Genomic DNA, 16196 nt, shown 5'->3' on the forward strand with positions numbered 1-16196 from the left:
GCTAAACTTTTGAAAATATTAAACCTTTTAAAATCCTCCATTAACGATATTCCTGCTCCTTGGTTCCCACTGATCCGCCTATGCGCTAAAAAAGACAAATGGCGCTAAAATTTGAAAAAACTTTGAGCTATCAATTGATGCAACTGGGGGCCATTGCCCGCCAGGAAGCACTTGCGCCTTTATCAGCACAAGGTCTGCTCATCGGTGACGATGCCGTGTTGTTTTGGCTTGCCGACCAATCTCGCCTTACACTGGAAGAAATGCGGCAGGAGCTAAACCTGCCACCCGAACAATTTAACGCTTTAATTGATCGGCTGGATCGAGCAAATATTCTTGACAGCCAGACAGATGAAGCAGACGGAACGCATCATGTTTTCTTGTCTACCAAAGGGTTAGACCTGCTTCACACCGTCCATAAAAACCTCAAATCACTCGATACTGAATTCACAAGTTCCCTGTCGGCGCACAAATCCAAAAAACTCAGAAAACTACTGAGCAAAATCAACAATCTATTTTGACAATCCGTCAAACATTTGGTTCTCTCACGTCTCAAACGGAGAGCGCCCATGTTGTCGACGCCACTTTACATTCTTGATTTGCTCGGCGTGGCGGTGTTTGCCACCACTGGCGCATTGGTCGCCTCCCGCAAACAGATGGATATTATCGGCTTTGCATTGTTGGCCACCCTTACCGGCGTTGGCGGCGGCACCTTCCGCGATTTGATTTTAGATCGTCCGGTTTTTTGGACGGTAGATCAAACCTATCTGATCATTTGCTTTGGCATCGCCATCATTGCCTTCTTCGCTTCGCACCTTATTCAACGACGCTATGTCGCGCTGCTCTGGCTCGATGCGATTGGTTTGGCGGCATATGCGGTAATGGGCGCCCACATTGCCACGCAAAATGGCGCGGGCTTTTTTGTGGCAGGTGCAATGGGCGTGATGACGGCCACCTTCGGCGGCATGATCCGCGATGTGGTGAGCGACGAAAATGTGCTGATCCTGCAAGAAGAGATCTACGCCACTGCTGCACTCATTGCAGCCTTCGCCTATCTCGCACTCACCTATCTCGGCATCCCCCCGCTTTACGCAGCAAGCGCAGGCACAGCATTGGGCCTCATCGCGCGAGGCGGCGCCATCATTTGGCACTGGCAATTGCCACGCTACAAGCCGCGCGAAGGGCGGGAATATTAATTATTCAATCGAAGCCGATTTGATAATCACAAAAATATCTGCACCCGGGGCTAGCACCAAATCGGCGACGGTTTTGGTCATAACCCGAGCGCGGATGCGCGCCTCGCCAACCTTCACAAAAATATCCGTTGTAGCAGGATCAATCGCTTCCAAGCGCTCAATGCTGCCCGCCAATTGATTGCGCGCACTGATACCTTCAAGCCGTGATTTGGCCAGCATCACATCGCGCGCCCAGATATTGAGCTGCACCTGCCGCCCGATATCTAACCCGCGATTGGCGACTTCTAACATCTGCCCACCAATATTGATTTGCGCCAGACCATATTGATCATCCAACGCCGCCACATGCCCCTGCACCCGGCTGAGCAAATGCGCATCGGCCCGCAAAGCAAGAACTTCTTGCGTCGGTCCATGGGTGACAATACGGCCCTGTTCGATCACGGCGATCTGATCCGCAAGCCGCGCCGCTTCTTCCATGGCGTGGGTTACATAAAGCACCGGCACATCAAGATCTGCGAAAACATCACGCAAAAAAATGATCATCGCTTCGCGCCGCTCTGGGTCTAAGGCAGATAAAGGTTCATCGAGCAACAAGGCGCGTGGTTGCACAAACAGCGCCCGCGCCAGCATCACCCGCTGCTTTTCCCCGCCAGACAAATCTTGGGGGGCGCGCGCCAGCAGATCGGCAATCCCCAAGCGATGCACCAGTGACATGTGTACACCTTTGCGGCCCAACCGAATATTTTCTTCAACACTCAAATGGTCGAGCAGTCGTGGCTCCTGAAACACCATGCCCAAATGCCGCTTATGCGGCGCACTGGCTTTGCCACGACCCGCAAAGACCTGCCCATCAAGCTCGATCTGCCCTTTGCTCGGCTCCAGCCCGGCAATGGCCCGCAATAACGATGTCTTGCCCGCGCCCGATGGCCCCACCAGCGCCGTTACACCGCGCCCCATCTCCAATTGAAACTGAAATGATCGCGCCCCGCGCTCAAATTTCAAATCCACCTTAAGCATGGCGCACCGCCCGCCGTCCGGTCAGCCTTTTCTCCAACCATGAGAGCAAAAATTCGGACCCCCAAATCGCCAGCCCAGAAATGGCAAGTGACGCAACACACAGCCACACCACCAGATCAGTTTGATCAAAGGCCTGCAGCGCCGAATGAATGGCCAGTGAAATGGTTTGCGTTTCGCCGGGGATATTGGCGACAAAAGTTATGGTTGCGCCAAACTCTCCCATGGCTTTGGCAAAGCCCAACACGCCACCAGCCACCACGCCGGGCAACGCACTAGGCACATATAGCATTATAAATCGTTGCCATGGCGTAAGTCCCGCCACCGCCAGCGCTTCATCCAAATCTTTGGACACATGCTCAAAGCTCAGCCGGATCGGCCGCACAATCAGCGGCAACGCCACCAGTCCCGCCGCCAATGCGGCCCCTGCCGCATTAAAAGCAAAGCTGATCCCTAGCGGCGCCAAAAGCCCGCCAATAGCGCCCTTTGGACCCAATACATAGAGCAGCACCAACCCCGTCACCACTGGAGGCATCACCAGCGGCATCATCACCAAAACGGAGAGCAATCTTCGGCCGAAAAAACGTTTGGTCGCCAGCACATAGCCGAGCGTAAATCCCAAAGGCAGCGCCCATAAAAGCGCGAAAAACGCGACTTTTAGTGACAAGGCGATAATGGGCAGAAAAGCAATCAAAGTGGGCGCTCAATCGGTTGAAAACCAAATTCAGCAAGCAGCTTATGGCCTTCCGCACTATCGATAAAGTCCAAAAACGCGTCCACAGCGGGATCATCATCTCTCAATTTAACGGCCCAATAGCGTATTGGAGGATGGCTTTCTGCCGGAAACGCATAAGCAATGGGTAAATTCAATGCCTTGGCATCCGAGCCATAAACCACCCCAAAGGGCGCAGCCCCACTCCGCACAAAACGCGCCGCACTGCGCACATTTTCCGCCGCTGCCACACGATCCGATAATGCCTCCCAAAGCCCCAAATGCTCAAGCGCAGCCTTTGCATAAATTCCCGCAGGCACATGATGCGGATCGGCCAAAGCCAAACGGTTTTCTCCAAGCAATAAGGGAAGTGCTGAAATCTCTAACGCCCCCGCACGATCCGCCACCAACACCAAACTGTTCCCGAACAAAGGCAGCAAGTCGCGCTCACCTGCCGCATGTTTGGCCCAATCCTCATTGGCAGAGATAAACAAATCAGCGGGTGCACCCGCTTCAATTTGCCGGGCAAGTGTTGAAGACCCGCCCGCCACAACTTCCACATCAAGTTGCGCCGCCGCTACTGCACTTTGGGCAAAATCCACCATGCTGGACGCCACAAATATGCGGGTTTCAGCCCATGCTGGCCGCACAAAGGCAAGTGCCACCAGCGCAAGAACGCCAATGCGGGCGGCGCGCCAAATCATGCGTTTTCAGTCAACCGTGCGGCTGTTGCTGCCAAATTTTCAATATGCGCAAAATCGCCAGCTTCGATCACATCGCCAGGCACCACCCAAGAGCCGCCAACGCAAATCACATTCGGCAAAGACAAATAGTCCCGCGCATTTTGAACGCTCACGCCACCGGTTGGGCAAAACTTCAAATCCGGCAAAGGCGAAGCAAAGCTCTTCAGCAATTTCGCGCCACCAACAGCCTCCGCGGGGAACAATTTCAACCGCTGATAACCTATTTCCGCAGCAGCCATAGCTTCGGTTGCGGTGCTGATGCCCGGCAAAAGCGGAACATCAAAATTGAGTGCATCTTCAAGCAATTGGCGCGGCGCGCCCGGTGAAACCATAAATTGCGCGCCTGCTGCAATGCTCTTTTCAATGTCGGCTTTTGTGCGCACAGTGCCCGTGCCCACATAGGCACCCTTCACCCCGGCCATCTTTTCAACGACTTTCAGCGCATTTGGGGTCCGCAATGTGACTTCCAGCGCAGGCAATCCGCCAGCTACAAGCGCTTCCGCCAAAGGAATCGCTGCATCCACATCATCCAAGATAATGACAGGAATAACCGGGGCAGCGCCCATAATTTCATCGAGTTTTGCAATATTTTGCGCCATATGATCGGGACCTCATTGGGCTGGATTTAAAGGGACAGGGCCGCAATCACGGCCTTTCAACTTGGATTAGCATAAAGCAGAGATTGAAATACACCTCAAAAATACCTAAGTTCCACCCAACTTTGCTGCTGAAAGGGCGAAAGATGGTACAATTGATCAACGCGTTGACCCCAATGGATGAAGCGCGTGCAATTTTGAGCAAAGAATTTGATCTCAAATTCACCAAAGCGGTAGAAAAGGAAACGGCTGACATTTACGAACATGTCAAAGACCGTATTCCAGAGATCGAATGGCAGTTTTACGCGCCGCTGATCCGCGAGATCAACAAGCTGAAGCGCGAAAAAGATGCTGTGATTCTGGCGCACAATTATCAAACACCGCAAATCTTCCATGGCGTAGCCGATTTTGTGGGCGACAGTTTGCAGCTGGCCATTGAGGCAACAAAGGTTAAACAGCAAACCATCATTCAGTGCGGCGTGCACTTTATGGCGGAAACATCCAAATTGCTGAACCCAGAAAAAACCGTGCTGATTCCGGATAGCCGTGCCGGCTGTTCTTTGGCCTCTTCCATCACGCCAGAAGATGTGATGGCCATGCGCGAGCAATATCCGGGCGTGCCTGTGGTCACTTATGTGAACACATCCGCCGCAGTGAAAGCCGTGACCGATATTTGCTGCACCTCTTCCAATGCGCTCGACATTGTTGAAGGGTTGGACAGCGACACTGTGATGATGATTCCGGATCAATATTTGGCGCAAAACACCGCCAAAAAGACCAAGAAGAAAATCATCACTTGGGCAGGCGCGTGTGAAGTGCACGAAACCTTCACTGCTAAGGATATTGAAGAGCTGCGCCAGGCCTATCCAACGGCCAAAATCATCGCGCACCCAGAGTGCCCGACCGAAGTGATCGACGCGTGCGATTTCTCCGGCTCTACTTCTGGCATGATCAATTGGGTGAAAACCGAGCGCCCCGCCAATGTGGTGATGGTGACCGAATGTTCCATGTCAGACAATGTGGCGGCAGAAACGCCGGGTGTGCAGTTCTTGAAAGGCTGCAACATCTGCCCGCACATGAAGCGAATCAATTTGGAAAATGTGCTTTGGTCTTTGCACACAGGCACTGAAGAAGTGACTGTTGATCCCGAAATCGCGGAAAAAGCCCGCGGCGCTGTGGAACGCATGATCAATTTTGGCAAAGATAAAAACGCCACAAAAAAATAAGATCTGATCGATCAAATTAAAGCCGGGGCAGTGCCCCGGCTTTTTTATTAGTGATCAGAAAGATGTCCGCCAGCGGCAACAATTGAATAAGGTTTGCCCGCCACGTCAATCACCTCCAACACGGCCAGTTCATCAGTAGAGATCAGCTTCAGCGCGTTCGCCAACGGCTCCACCAATGCAATATGGTCTCCCGCAAATGTAAAATTAGGCCGCGGCGCATACCAAGGCTGTTCCATATCCACGGGCGCCGTCGCGTCAATTGATGCAACAATCTTCGCGCTAAACGCATCAATCTTATGCAGCTTGCCATCTGCTGTATGGGCAAAAGCCTCACCAGAATTGGCAGGGTTCAAATATCCGCTCACCAGCGGCGCCTCAAATTGAACTGATGTGAAGCTTCCCTCGCCTTCCACATCGATAAAGATCATTTTGTCTTTGCCAAAATTGCCTGCAAAAAACTGAACAGTTTTTCCGCCATCCAAGCGACCTGAGCGCCCTTCACCCAGTTCTTCCAGATAAGGCAAGAATGCTGATTTGCTCAAATCGTCTTCATCAAAAACCAAAATGCCATCAATGCAGGCAAACGCAATTTTGTGCATGGAGCTGGCCTCGCCATGCAAGCCTTTACACTCATGCAGATCGCCGAGCTGCTCTCCGTCTTTGTCCAAAACCTGCACATGGTTGGGCAAGCTGCCTGGCTCCTCCATATTTGGCGCAGTGATCAGCATATGATCATGCAGCGGCACCGCAACACCATGATGCGGCGCATCGGTAACCGTGTAGTTCACCTCAAACGCGTCATCAAATGCCGAAACATCCACTTTCGCCACACTCCCTGTGCCATCCATAAAGGCTGCCACTTCATCGCCATGCAAAACAAAGTGAGTTGGCCGCGCACCGGTCAAAAAAAGCCCTTGCCAAGCAGGCGCTTCCAAATGCAGATCGCCATGGTCACCGTGATCTTCCACATGCAAACCAGTTTCAGCCACATCCACGCGCCCCTTGCTGCGCTGCACCGCAAACAACAATTCTCCATCTTCACTCAAATGCAACCGCGCTGGCTCAGCCAACTGATCCCAAACAATTGGATCATTTCCTTGCTCAATCACAGTGATTTGCGCTTTTTCATGGTCGCCAATGAAATAGCGCCATGCCTCGTCAGCACTTGCGTTCACCGCGCCCGCCATCAATGCAAATGTTGAAACACCAAACGCCAAAATCTTTTTCTTCATCTCAATTCACCAAATGTAATATCATAACATCTGCGACTCATATGTTATAACGTTACGAATATCAAGCTGGTGATTTTACTTTCCAATGACGAAGCAATTTGTTTGGAAATTTGACACAGCACCGCCCCTTGCGCTCAGGAAACGCAATTCAGGCAAGATGCTATTTTATAGAAGAACGAAGAGTTTTAGGCTTTTTTCAAAAACTCAGTTTTGAGCACAATTGTCGATTTGCCGATGCGGCATTCAACTTCGCTGTCTTTGTTTGTGGTGCGGATATTTTTGATCAATGTGCCCCGCTTCAATGTTTTCGACATGCCTTTAACCTTCAAATCTTTGTTGACTTGAACATTATCGCCATCTTCAAGGGCAGCCCCGTTACAATCTTTCGCGCTCATCAAAAAAACCTCGCTCTAACACTAGAGCGAGGCTTAAACCATTGCATCCGGCCTGTCGCCCAAAAAACTTATTTTGGTGCACCTTCTGGCCAAAATTCAGGATCCCACGTCACATCAACACCGTAAAGCGGTACGGTCGAGATGGCCATTTTGGCAGATCCATCCGTCACCTGACGCGAATGCGACAGGTAAATCATGGTGTTGTTGTTCTTGTCATAAATCCGATTCACCACCAGCTTTTTCCATAGGAACGAGCGGCCTTCTTTAAAGACCTCCTCCCCATCCTTATCGAGCTGAATGTCGCGGATCACAATCGGACCCGTCGCGCGACAAGCAATGGAAGAGTTCGACGGATCTTCAAACCAATTGCCCTTGGTCAACCGATCAATCATCCCGCGATCGAAATAGGCCAAGTGACAGGTGATGCCGTCCACCTCTTTATCGTGCACGGCCTCGATCAAGATATCATTGCCAACCCAGTCAACACCAATCTTGCCTGCCTCTTCGGCATAGCTTGGCGCAACCATAAGGCCAATGGCTGCAAAGCCGGCGATAATCAATCGCTTCATGTCACACTCCATTCAATTCTGTTCTCTCATAAATGGGCACCAAACCTCATATTACAACCCGCAGCATCAATCAGAAGACAAACGCCCGGTAATATCCTTCAGCCGCAAAGCTTCTTGATAGAAAATCGGGAGGCCAACGACAACTTCAATATAGTCAAATACATACATGATCGTCGTGATTTTCTGCCCCGCTGAAATCGCGCCATTGTCAACAATGAAATAGATCGACCCCAGCAACATGGCCGCCAGAACAACCCAGACAAGCGAGAAGTTCACCGTTTCCAAATCCGAAAGCCGCACCCGCCAGCGCATCAAACGGCGAAAATGCCGATCCACTTTTCCAACATCCTGCAATGCAAGCATATCTAGCTGTCGTTCATATTCGTCATTCTGCCCTTTATTGAGCCGCAAATAGGCACCACCACTCAACCAATAAATCGACACAACCAATATGGACGCCACAAAGCATAGCCCCATCACCCGCATATCGATGCCAAACACCACGATCAAAATGCCAACAAACATAATGCCCGTCAGAATGAGTGTGGGCAGGGATTGCTCCAAAAACTCGACCAGTTCACCCAGCAAGTTAACTCGTGCGACGGTTTTAGACATAGGCAAGTTTTTCGCCTTTTCTCGCGCCACAAGGCTATTGCTCAAATCGCGCTGAATGGCAGAATAGGCGCGCGTATCATAAAAACGCCGGGCACTGCCAATAACAATCAGCGCAACAATCAGCACGCCCAATTCAATAAGGCCAGAGAAACTTTGACGGTTTAACGCATCCACCGAACGGCCAATGCACAATGGCAACAGCAAAGTAAGCAGCGCCTCCAACACCAGCAATGTCCATGTGATGATGATTTTGGAAAGGTAGGCAAAACCCACCGCACGCAACGACAAGCCGTCGCGCCATACGCGTTCAATTTGTGACATTGTAAAATCCTAAATATTCAAAAAATCAAAACGAAGCTGCCGCCGCAATCCATGCAGCGGCGCAGTTCAACATGGTTTATGGGAATATATAGGTTTTACAGAACGGTCATTCTATTAATCTCTCAAATTAATTCAGGTCTGCAGGACAGCTTTCATAAAGCCCGATAATATGCAGCGCATTAGAACACATAATGCCGCCCCACATATAGCCGCGCAAGCCCTCACTATATTCAATTTCAAACCATTCATAGCCATCAAATTGCACATCGGTGCGTGACACAATGGCAATTGGCTCACCATAAGCCAGACTGTCGACTTTTTCATCTTGTATGCTGGGACCAGAGCGGACATTGCCACCGAGCGCAAAATTACCCATGCTCGACACATAGCCATCTGCCTCGCCAGAAACTTCTGAGGAGGTGCTGCTGGTCGGTGTAACCTTGCACTGCTTTGGCGCATCATCATCCTTCATCAGCAGCAAATTGTCGGTCCCTTTGCCATGCACCATCCAATGATGTGGACCTAAAATCACCTCCGCACCATAGCCAGATGCAACCGGGGTTGGTTTCATTTCAATTTGCTCACTACCAAGCAAAAGAATGGGATTCATATCCTGACCGCTGGGCACCAGAACCTGCACATAAGGTTCGCCCTCGTCGCACAAAAATAATGTGCCATCTGGCAACGGCCCGCTGGCCATCGCCGCGCCACCGCTCATCAAAAATGCACCAATTGCACCAAACATAATTTTCGAAAATCTCATATTCCCTCTCCCGCGCCCCTCACTTGTCTGAGCATGCAACCAAACTTTGCCACCCGTTCCTATATAAGCCTCACATGTTGCACCCTTTGCAACCCATCGCAATCTATGTATCTATAGCCGCCAAACTATTTCGCACCGCTCGGTGCCCAAAGGTATCAACGCGCCTATGACTATTTATGACAATGTTTTAAACGCCGAAGGCGCCCTAATTGTGGGTGCAGGCTTGGCCGGTTTGTTTTGTGCACTGAAGTTGGCGCCCCGCCCGGTCACTGTATTGTCGCCTAAACCACTCGGCCTTGGCGCATCCTCAAGTTGGGCCCAAGGCGGTGTTGCCGCGGCGGTCGGCCAAGGCGATAGCGCCGAAGCCCATGCCCGCGATACAGATATTGCTGGCGCAGGCATTGTGGATTTCGAACTGGCAGAATCCGTTGCGGCAGAAGCGGCAGAGCGTATCGAAGATTTGGCCAAATGGGGCACCCCATTTGACCGCGATGAAAACGGCCAATTCATTCTATCAAAAGAAGCGGCGCATTCAGTCAATCGCGTTGTCCGTGTATCCGGCGACCGGGCGGGCCGCGAGATCATGGCGGCCCTGATCGAAGAGGTGCGCAACACGCCCTCCATTCGCATTGTTGAAGGCATCACGGCTGTTGATCTGGCGCGTGCCGATGGCCGCGTCATTGGTGTTTATGCCCGTAAACTTGGCGATCGCTATGCCGAACCCGTCCTCATCCGCGCCCGCGCCACCGTGTTGGCGGCAGGCGGATTGGGCGGGCTTTATGCGGTAACCACCAACCCGCCCGGCGTGCGGGGCCACGCCATGGGCATGGCTGCCCGCGCAGGCGCGCTTATTGCCGACAGCGAATTTGTGCAATTCCACCCTACAGCTATGGCTGTGGGGCAAGACCCTGCGCCCTTGGCCACAGAAGCCCTGCGCGGTGAAGGCGCAATCTTGGTCAATGATCTTGGCGATCGCTTTATGCTTGATGTGCATAAAGATGCTGAGCTGGCCCCACGCGACATCGTGGCCCGTGCCAATTTCCGCCAAATTCAAGAAGGCCGCAAAGTGTTTTTGGACACACGCGAAGCGCTTGGCAGCCGCATCTATGATGCCTTCCCAACCGTTGCCAATTATTGCAAAGAAGCAGGCATCGACCCTGCTGTTGAAATGATCCCCGTCACCCCTGCCGCACACTTCCATATGGGCGGCGTAAAGGTGGATGATCGCGGTCGCTCCTCCTTGGCTGGCCTTTGGGTTTGTGGCGAAGCCTCCTGCACCGGCTTGCATGGCGCAAACCGCTTGGCATCTAACTCGCTGCTGGAAGCCGTCGTGTTTGGCGCACGCATCGCAGAAGATATTTCTGGCCTAGAACCGATCAATAAAAGCCTGCCCCCCTATCTCGGGATAGAGTGGGACGAGGAAAAGGGCGAAGAAGCAGAACGCATGTTGCGCAACCTGACAGCAGTGCAGCAATTGCGCCATATCATGACCAATTATGTGGGCGTGGAACGGTCCGAAGAAAGCTTAATAACCGCTCTGCGCAAAATCAGAGAGCTGGAAGAAACAGCGCGCGACGTGACCCGTTCCTATTTGAATATGACCGTGTCCGCCACCTTGGTGGCCGCCGCTGCATTGCAGCGCACGGAGAGCCGTGGTGGTCATTACCGCTCCGATTATCCGGAGAAAAACCCAAAATTCAGAGACCACACCACGCTAACGCTCACCGAAGCGCTAAGAATTAGGGACGCTTGCTAAACAAGCGCCCCACCTAAAATCTCCGATCTGCCTATCGATCAGAAAAGGCCAGCTTTAAGCCCAAAAAGCCAAACGTGCCCGCGAAACCTCGCCGCAGCCAAAGCAACACATTTGGGCGCGACAAAACAAAGTCGCGCGCCAAAGAAGCACAGGCCCCATATCCCACAAAAACAATAAATGTCATGCCCATAAAGATCGCGGCAAGGCTCAGCATAAGAGGCGTCGGGTTGGCGACTGAGGCTGGCACAAATTGCGGTAAAAAGGCGAGGAAAAAGAGCGACAATTTCGGATTCAACACATTGAGCAATGCACCATCGCGAATGGTCTTGCGTGCGCTTTTCACGTCTGGCGCCTTTTCAACATCCAGCGCACCACCCTCGCGCAAAATGCCCCACGCCATATAAAATAGATAAGCAACGCCAGCATATTTGATCAGTTGGAACGCCAATGCACTCGTGTGCAAGATCGCGGCCAACCCCACCACGCTGGCAAGCGCCGCCGGAATAATGCCTAGGGTGCAGCCAAATGCGGCCATAACGCTCATTTTAAAGCCCCGGGAAAGGCCGATTGCCAAAGTGTACAGCACACCAGTGCCGGGCAACAAAACCACCACCAGTGAGGTCAGTAAAAACTCTAAAGACATATTATTTCTCGCTTTTAAATCAGGCTACTCGCCCTCTAACAAATAAGTCGTCAACGCAGTTAAATCTTCATCAGTCCAATGCATCAGTGATTCATTGATCACCTCACCCATTGACCCGCCAAGCGTGTCAAAATCTGGCGTAAAGCCGCCAGTCAGCGCATCTTTAAGCGAGGCTTCGTCCCAATCTGCAGCTTTCAAACTTGCCGGGTCAATCGCAGGCACAAATGATCCACCTGTGCCCCCGCGCGATCCTTTAAAGTGCTGGCTGGCATCTGCAGCACCCAGCAAATTACGCGGCGTATGACATGCCCCACAATGGGCGGGGCCCTTCGCCAAATATGCACCCCGGTTCCATTGCTCTGATTTTTCAGGATTTGGCTCAAAACGCCTCGGCGTGAAGAACATATTTTTCCACCCCAGCATGGCGAGGCGGATATTGAATGGGAAACCAACATTATGTTCAGGCGCTTTTTCCGCCACCGCATCAGTGGCCATCAGCGCGGCGTAAAGATCAACAATATCTTGGTCGCTCATCAAGGTGTAATTATCGAATGGAAAGGCGGGATAATAATGTGTGCTGCCGGGGCCTTCCCCCACGCTCATGGCGCGTGAAAATTCCTCAAGCGTCCATGCCCCAATGCCTGCGTCTTTATCAGATGTAATGTTAGGGGGCACAAATGCACCAAATGGCGTTTCCAGCGCGGCACCGCCAGCCAAAAATGCACCTTCATTTTTAAGGTCAGTGTGGCACGCAACGCAGCCGCCAATCCGCATAACATAATTGCCGCGGGTTGCATCTGCCTCGAGGCTGAGGTCGCGCTCCGGCCCGTTCACAGGCTTGAAGAAATAAACAGCAGCGCCAAGGCCAATCAAAACACCAAGGGCCAAAACAATCTTAAAAATACGCCGCATAATTAGACCTCTATGTTTCAAAACATCCCCGCCCAACTATCTGGGCGCCAGCCTATGATGTCAACAAATGCAAAAGGCCGCCCATTGGGCGGCCTTTCAATAAAACGTGATCTTATGACACTAGAACAACAAATCAGGCAGCCAGGTCACAAGGCTTGGGAAGGTCCACAACAACGCCAAGGCCAAAATTTGGATGGCGATAAAGGGCAACACCCCAGCATATAAATCGCTTGTTTTGAAATCCTTAGGCGCCACCCCGCGCAAATAGAACAGGGCAAACCCGAATGGCGGCGTCAAGAAGCTGGTTTGCAAATTGATGGCGATCATCACACCCAACCACAATGGGTCATAACCCAAGGCGATCAAGATCGGACCAACAATCGGCACCACCACATAGATGATTTCGATGAAATCGAGGAAGAAGCCCAAGAAGAACATCAACAACATCACGAGCAACAAGGCAGAGAACGCACCGCCAGGCAGGTGGCGCAAAAACTCAGCGATCACATCATCACCGCCAAAGCCTTTGAACACGGTTGAAAACAAGCCAGCGCCAATAATGATCAAGAAGACCATGGACGAAACTTTAACCGTCTCTAAGCCCACATCGCGGAACAGCGCGAAATTGAGCTTTTTGGACTGCCATGCCAACACCATTGCGCCAATCGCACCAACGGCGGCTGACTCGGTTGGGGTGGCAATACCCGCCAAAATTGACCCAAGCACCAAAACGATCAAAATCAATGGCGGCAACACCGCTTTGAGCAAAGTGCCAAATGTCGGCGCATGCACGCTTTCATCTTTCATGGACGGCACATCATCAGGGCGAATAATGGTGAGAATAAACACCCAGCCCAGATATAGCCCAACCAACAAAAGACCCGGGATCAACGCCCCTGCAAACAAGTCAATCGCGGTCACAGGATCTGGTGCCAAATTGCCGATCAAAGCTGCGGCTTCTTCATTTACACCTTGCAAAATGCTGGCCAATAGCACCAACACAATTGAGGGCGGAATGATCTGACCCAATGTGCCAGACGCACAAATAATGCCCGATGCCACTTTCGGGTTATAACCCGCTTTCAACATCACGGGCAGGCTCATCAACCCCATGGTCACCACTGTGGCGCCAACAATGCCAGTTGAAGCCGCCAACAAAGCGCCCACAATCACCACAGAATAGCCAAGGCCACCGCGCATTTTGCCAAAAAGTTGGCCCATAGACTCAAGCAATTGCCCTGCAATATCCGATCGCTGCAGCACCACCCCCATATAAACGAACAGCGGCACCGCCACCAAAGGCTCGTTTTTCATGGTGGAGAAAATCCGCGTGGGCGAAAGGTTCAAAAAGGCAAAACGGAACAGGTCCAACTGATCGCCAATAAAGGCAAACAAAATGGCGGACCCAGCCAAACTCAGGGCAACAGGAAAGCCCAAAATAAGGATCACGATGGTGACCCCAAACATAATAAACGCTAAGAGCTCTGGGGTCATGCCATCACCTCTTCATCTTCGCTGACAAGACCAACTGTTTCACCTGTGATCATGCGATCAATTGCACGCAAGCTGAGCGAGATAAGCTGCAGGCCGAGTAAAATAGCCATTGCGGGAATAACCGCCTTCAAAACGAAAAGATAGGGAAGGCCGCCCACCTCGGCGCTGGCTTCCATGCGAGAATAGGACCGCTGGAAAAAGTCAAAGCCGCGCCAATAAATCAGCCAAAGTACAGGGAACCCGAAACAAATTGTGCCCAGCAAATTCACCACATCGCGATAGCGTTTTGACGCACCAGCATAGATCAAGTCAATGCGCACATGCCCATTGTGCAAAAGCGTATAACCTGCGCCGAGCATAAAGATGAAGGCATGCATCCAGATATAGCTTTCTTGCATCCACACTTCGCCGATGGAAAACACATAGCGCAGCACCACCACCAAAAACACATTGAGCACCAAGATCAGCGCGGTCCACGCCATAATATGGCCGATCACCATATTGATCCGGTCAATAATGTTGGCAACTTTGCGTCGCACCTCTGTGTCTGCAACAAACACCAAAAGCGCTAAAACACCCGCCACAATGGCATGTATTTTGGCATGTGTGCCGGCGCGATCTTGAAAGCTGAACCCAGCGGCATAGCCAATGGCAATGCACACCGCCAACGCAACAATCGCGCGCAGATAAACGTTAGAAATAGCTCCACATACAGGGGCCCAACCCTTTTGTAGAGCGCGCACTAGGCCAGACATGAAGTGTCCCCCCGCTCCCCGATACAAAAAAGCCGCCGACCGAGGCCGACGGCTCTTTTAAGCATGTTGATTATATGGCTTCAAACTTAGCTGATGTCCGTGCATTCATGAATTTACCTTCAGAAATGCCTGACCATTCAACCATTGTGCGACGCCATTCAATCAATGAGTTGTAAAGCTCAGAGGCTTCAGGTGAAGCGCTTGCGCGATCACGCACAACTTCAGCTGTCCGCTCACCAATCGCTTGCAACAACTCATCAGAATATGGACGCAACTGAACGCCATTCTCATTCACAAGCTTTTGCAGTGACGCATTGTTCACAGCCTGGAAGCGAGACAGAATCCAAAGGTTGGTTGAAGCAGCAGCGCGCTCAACAATACCCCGCAAATGATCGTCCAAAGCTTCCCAAGCTTGCATATCAAAGAATGAGTCAAGCACAGTGGCAGGCTCGTGCCAGCCTGGGTAATAGTAGTTTTGCACCACTTTAAAGAAGCCAGCACCAAGGTCAGCCGCAGGGCCAATCCACTCGGTGCCGTCAATCGCGCCTGATGTCAAAGCTGGCAACACTTCGTTACCGGGCAACAACACAACGTTCACGCCAAATGTTTTCAACACTTCGCCGCCAAGGCCAGGCATACGGAACTTCAAGCCATCCAAATCATCAACTGTGTTGATTTCTTTGGCATACCAGCCGCCCATTTGGTTACCTGTGTTGCCCATTGGCAGGAATTTTACGCCAAGCGGGTTGTAGCTCAAACGGTCAGCCATTTCGATGCCGCCGCCATAATAGAACCAAGCATTTTGCTCTTGCGCATTCAAACCGTAAGGCATGGCCGCAACAAATGAGATGCTGTCTGATTTACCTTCCCAATAGTAAGGCGCACCAAAGCCCATTTGGGCTGTGCCTGATTGAACCGCATCCAGCGCTTCCAGGCCGCCAACAAGCTCACCAGCATGGTATGTTTTGATGGTCAATTTACCTTCAGACATGGTGGCCACATCTTCAGCAAATTTGTCCAAAGCAGCGCCCAAAAGGCCCGCTTTACCAAACGCAGAAACAGCAACCCATTCCATGTTGCCCTGAGAAAGCGCAGGTGTTGCCAATGTGGCAGCGCCAGCAGCGCCAACAGCGCTAACCCCAGCTTTTTTGAAAAACTCACGTCTCTTCATTAATTCCTCCCAAAAAATGAACTCGGCCCTCTTAATGGCTAACATCAAAAGTAACCGTCAAATTATAGACCGAACCAGCGCATTGC

At 51.7% G+C, this 16196-nt stretch carries 18 protein-coding genes; 4 read left to right on the forward strand and 14 right to left on the reverse strand.

The window, feature by feature from the left end:
* Positions 1 to 98: 98 nt before the first annotated feature.
* Both ATL17_RS07355 and ATL17_RS07360 read left to right on the forward strand, forming a co-directional pair.
* Positions 99 to 518 carry a MarR family winged helix-turn-helix transcriptional regulator gene (locus ATL17_RS07355; RefSeq protein WP_133572086.1) on the forward strand — a complete coding sequence of 140 codons (420 nt, stop codon included), beginning with the start codon at positions 99 to 101 and terminating at the stop codon, positions 516 to 518.
* A gap of 48 nt (positions 519 to 566) precedes the next feature.
* Positions 567 to 1193 (forward strand): trimeric intracellular cation channel family protein, encoded by a 627-nt coding sequence (locus ATL17_RS07360; RefSeq protein ID WP_133572087.1) that lies wholly within the window; start codon positions 567 to 569, stop codon positions 1191 to 1193.
* On the opposite strand, the gene modC is transcribed toward ATL17_RS07360, so the two are convergent.
* From modC to eda, 4 genes are read right to left on the reverse strand one after another with little or no spacing between them, the layout of a single operon-like run.
* On the reverse strand, positions 1194 to 2210 hold the full coding sequence (gene modC / locus ATL17_RS07365) for a molybdenum ABC transporter ATP-binding protein (RefSeq protein WP_133572088.1): 1017 nt from the start codon (positions 2208 to 2210) through the stop codon (positions 1194 to 1196). It abuts the gene before it with no gap.
* On the reverse strand, positions 2203 to 2901 hold the full coding sequence (gene modB, locus ATL17_RS07370) for a molybdate ABC transporter permease subunit (protein ID WP_133572089.1): 699 nt from the start codon (positions 2899 to 2901) through the stop codon (positions 2203 to 2205). The genes modC and modB overlap by 8 nt, the downstream gene beginning before the upstream one ends.
* The gene (gene modA / locus ATL17_RS07375) at positions 2898 to 3623 is read right to left on the reverse strand and encodes a molybdate ABC transporter substrate-binding protein (RefSeq protein ID WP_133572090.1); all 726 of its coding nucleotides are present in this window, start codon (positions 3621 to 3623) and stop codon (positions 2898 to 2900) included. The genes modB and modA overlap by 4 nt, the downstream gene beginning before the upstream one ends.
* Positions 3620 to 4261, reverse strand: coding sequence for a bifunctional 4-hydroxy-2-oxoglutarate aldolase/2-dehydro-3-deoxy-phosphogluconate aldolase (gene eda / locus ATL17_RS07380; protein WP_133572091.1), 642 nt, complete (start codon positions 4259 to 4261; stop codon positions 3620 to 3622). The genes modA and eda overlap by 4 nt, the downstream gene beginning before the upstream one ends.
* 173 nt (positions 4262 to 4434) lie before the next feature.
* Here eda and nadA point away from each other — a divergent pair, with 173 nt between their 5' ends.
* A complete protein-coding gene (nadA, locus tag ATL17_RS07385; protein WP_246028664.1) occupies positions 4435 to 5484 on the forward strand; it encodes a quinolinate synthase NadA in 1050 nt (349 codons plus the stop codon).
* Between the two features lie 47 nt (positions 5485 to 5531).
* On the opposite strand, the gene ATL17_RS07390 is transcribed toward nadA, so the two are convergent.
* From ATL17_RS07390 to ATL17_RS07410, 5 genes are all read right to left on the reverse strand, one after another.
* The gene (locus ATL17_RS07390; RefSeq protein ID WP_133572093.1) at positions 5532 to 6716 is read right to left on the reverse strand and encodes a hypothetical protein; all 1185 of its coding nucleotides are present in this window, start codon (positions 6714 to 6716) and stop codon (positions 5532 to 5534) included.
* A 185-nt stretch (positions 6717 to 6901) separates the two neighbouring features.
* Positions 6902 to 7111: an alkylphosphonate utilization protein gene (locus ATL17_RS07395; protein ID WP_133572094.1), complete on the reverse strand. Its 210-nt coding sequence runs from the start codon at positions 7109 to 7111 to the stop codon at positions 6902 to 6904.
* A gap of 68 nt (positions 7112 to 7179) precedes the next feature.
* On the reverse strand, positions 7180 to 7680 hold the full coding sequence (locus tag ATL17_RS07400; RefSeq protein WP_133572095.1) for a CreA family protein: 501 nt from the start codon (positions 7678 to 7680) through the stop codon (positions 7180 to 7182).
* 66 nt (positions 7681 to 7746) lie between these two features.
* Positions 7747 to 8616 carry an ABC transporter six-transmembrane domain-containing protein gene (locus tag ATL17_RS07405; RefSeq protein ID WP_133572096.1) on the reverse strand — a complete coding sequence of 290 codons (870 nt, stop codon included), beginning with the start codon at positions 8614 to 8616 and terminating at the stop codon, positions 7747 to 7749.
* A 127-nt stretch (positions 8617 to 8743) separates the two neighbouring features.
* Positions 8744 to 9379, reverse strand: a complete 636-nt coding sequence (locus ATL17_RS07410; protein ID WP_133572097.1) for an SH3 domain-containing protein — start codon at positions 9377 to 9379, stop codon at positions 8744 to 8746.
* 166 nt (positions 9380 to 9545) lie between these two features.
* Between ATL17_RS07410 and ATL17_RS07415 the strand changes: the two genes are divergently transcribed.
* Entirely contained in the window at positions 9546 to 11135 is a 1590-nt protein-coding gene (locus ATL17_RS07415; protein WP_133572098.1) for an L-aspartate oxidase, read from the forward strand.
* Positions 11136 to 11166: 31 nt separating this feature from the next.
* Here the strand turns inward: ATL17_RS07415 and ATL17_RS07420 are convergent, their stop codons facing one another.
* The 5 genes from ATL17_RS07420 to ATL17_RS07440 all read right to left on the reverse strand — a co-directional run bounded on the left by ATL17_RS07420 (position 11167) and on the right by ATL17_RS07440 (position 16110).
* Positions 11167 to 11778: a LysE family translocator gene (locus tag ATL17_RS07420; protein ID WP_133572099.1), complete on the reverse strand. Its 612-nt coding sequence runs from the start codon at positions 11776 to 11778 to the stop codon at positions 11167 to 11169.
* Positions 11779 to 11802: 24 nt separating this feature from the next.
* Positions 11803 to 12690 (reverse strand): c-type cytochrome, encoded by an 888-nt coding sequence (locus tag ATL17_RS07425; RefSeq protein WP_133572100.1) that lies wholly within the window; start codon positions 12688 to 12690, stop codon positions 11803 to 11805.
* 120 nt (positions 12691 to 12810) lie between these two features.
* Positions 12811 to 14184 carry a TRAP transporter large permease gene (locus tag ATL17_RS07430; protein ID WP_133572101.1) on the reverse strand — a complete coding sequence of 458 codons (1374 nt, stop codon included), beginning with the start codon at positions 14182 to 14184 and terminating at the stop codon, positions 12811 to 12813.
* Positions 14181 to 14939, reverse strand: coding sequence for a TRAP transporter small permease subunit (locus tag ATL17_RS07435; protein WP_133572102.1), 759 nt, complete (start codon positions 14937 to 14939; stop codon positions 14181 to 14183). The genes ATL17_RS07430 and ATL17_RS07435 overlap by 4 nt, the downstream gene beginning before the upstream one ends.
* Before the next feature lie 70 nt (positions 14940 to 15009).
* Positions 15010 to 16110, reverse strand: a complete 1101-nt coding sequence (locus ATL17_RS07440) for a TRAP transporter substrate-binding protein (protein ID WP_208111134.1) — start codon at positions 16108 to 16110, stop codon at positions 15010 to 15012.
* Positions 16111 to 16196: the final 86 nt, after the last annotated feature.

The organism is Maritalea mobilis (genome assembly GCF_004363175.1).
GTDB lineage: Bacteria > Pseudomonadota > Alphaproteobacteria > Rhizobiales > Devosiaceae > Maritalea > Maritalea mobilis.

Coding starts and splice junctions, on each gene's coding strand:
- ATL17_RS07415 (WP_133572098.1), top strand. CDS start 9,546: ATGACTATTTATGACAATGTTTTAAACGCCGAAGGCGCCCTAATTGTG.
- ATL17_RS07405 (WP_133572096.1), bottom strand. CDS start 8,616: ATGTCACAAATTGAACGCGTATGGCGCGACGGCTTGTCGTTGCGTGCG.
- eda (WP_133572091.1), bottom strand. CDS start 4,261: ATGGCGCAAAATATTGCAAAACTCGATGAAATTATGGGCGCTGCCCCG.
- nadA (WP_246028664.1), top strand. CDS start 4,435: ATGGATGAAGCGCGTGCAATTTTGAGCAAAGAATTTGATCTCAAATTC.
- ATL17_RS07425 (WP_133572100.1), bottom strand. CDS start 12,690: ATGCGGCGTATTTTTAAGATTGTTTTGGCCCTTGGTGTTTTGATTGGC.
- ATL17_RS07395 (WP_133572094.1), bottom strand. CDS start 7,111: ATGAGCGCGAAAGATTGTAACGGGGCTGCCCTTGAAGATGGCGATAAT.
- ATL17_RS07360 (WP_133572087.1), top strand. CDS start 567: ATGTTGTCGACGCCACTTTACATTCTTGATTTGCTCGGCGTGGCGGTG.
- ATL17_RS07410 (WP_133572097.1), bottom strand. CDS start 9,379: ATGAGATTTTCGAAAATTATGTTTGGTGCAATTGGTGCATTTTTGATG.
- modC (WP_133572088.1), bottom strand. CDS start 2,210: ATGCTTAAGGTGGATTTGAAATTTGAGCGCGGGGCGCGATCATTTCAG.
- ATL17_RS07355 (WP_133572086.1), top strand. CDS start 99: ATGGCGCTAAAATTTGAAAAAACTTTGAGCTATCAATTGATGCAACTG.
- modA (WP_133572090.1), bottom strand. CDS start 3,623: ATGATTTGGCGCGCCGCCCGCATTGGCGTTCTTGCGCTGGTGGCACTT.
- ATL17_RS07430 (WP_133572101.1), bottom strand. CDS start 14,184: ATGACCCCAGAGCTCTTAGCGTTTATTATGTTTGGGGTCACCATCGTG.
- ATL17_RS07435 (WP_133572102.1), bottom strand. CDS start 14,939: ATGTCTGGCCTAGTGCGCGCTCTACAAAAGGGTTGGGCCCCTGTATGT.
- ATL17_RS07390 (WP_133572093.1), bottom strand. CDS start 6,716: ATGAAGAAAAAGATTTTGGCGTTTGGTGTTTCAACATTTGCATTGATG.
- ATL17_RS07420 (WP_133572099.1), bottom strand. CDS start 11,778: ATGTCTTTAGAGTTTTTACTGACCTCACTGGTGGTGGTTTTGTTGCCC.
- ATL17_RS07400 (WP_133572095.1), bottom strand. CDS start 7,680: ATGAAGCGATTGATTATCGCCGGCTTTGCAGCCATTGGCCTTATGGTT.
- ATL17_RS07440 (WP_208111134.1), bottom strand. CDS start 16,110: ATGAAGAGACGTGAGTTTTTCAAAAAAGCTGGGGTTAGCGCTGTTGGC.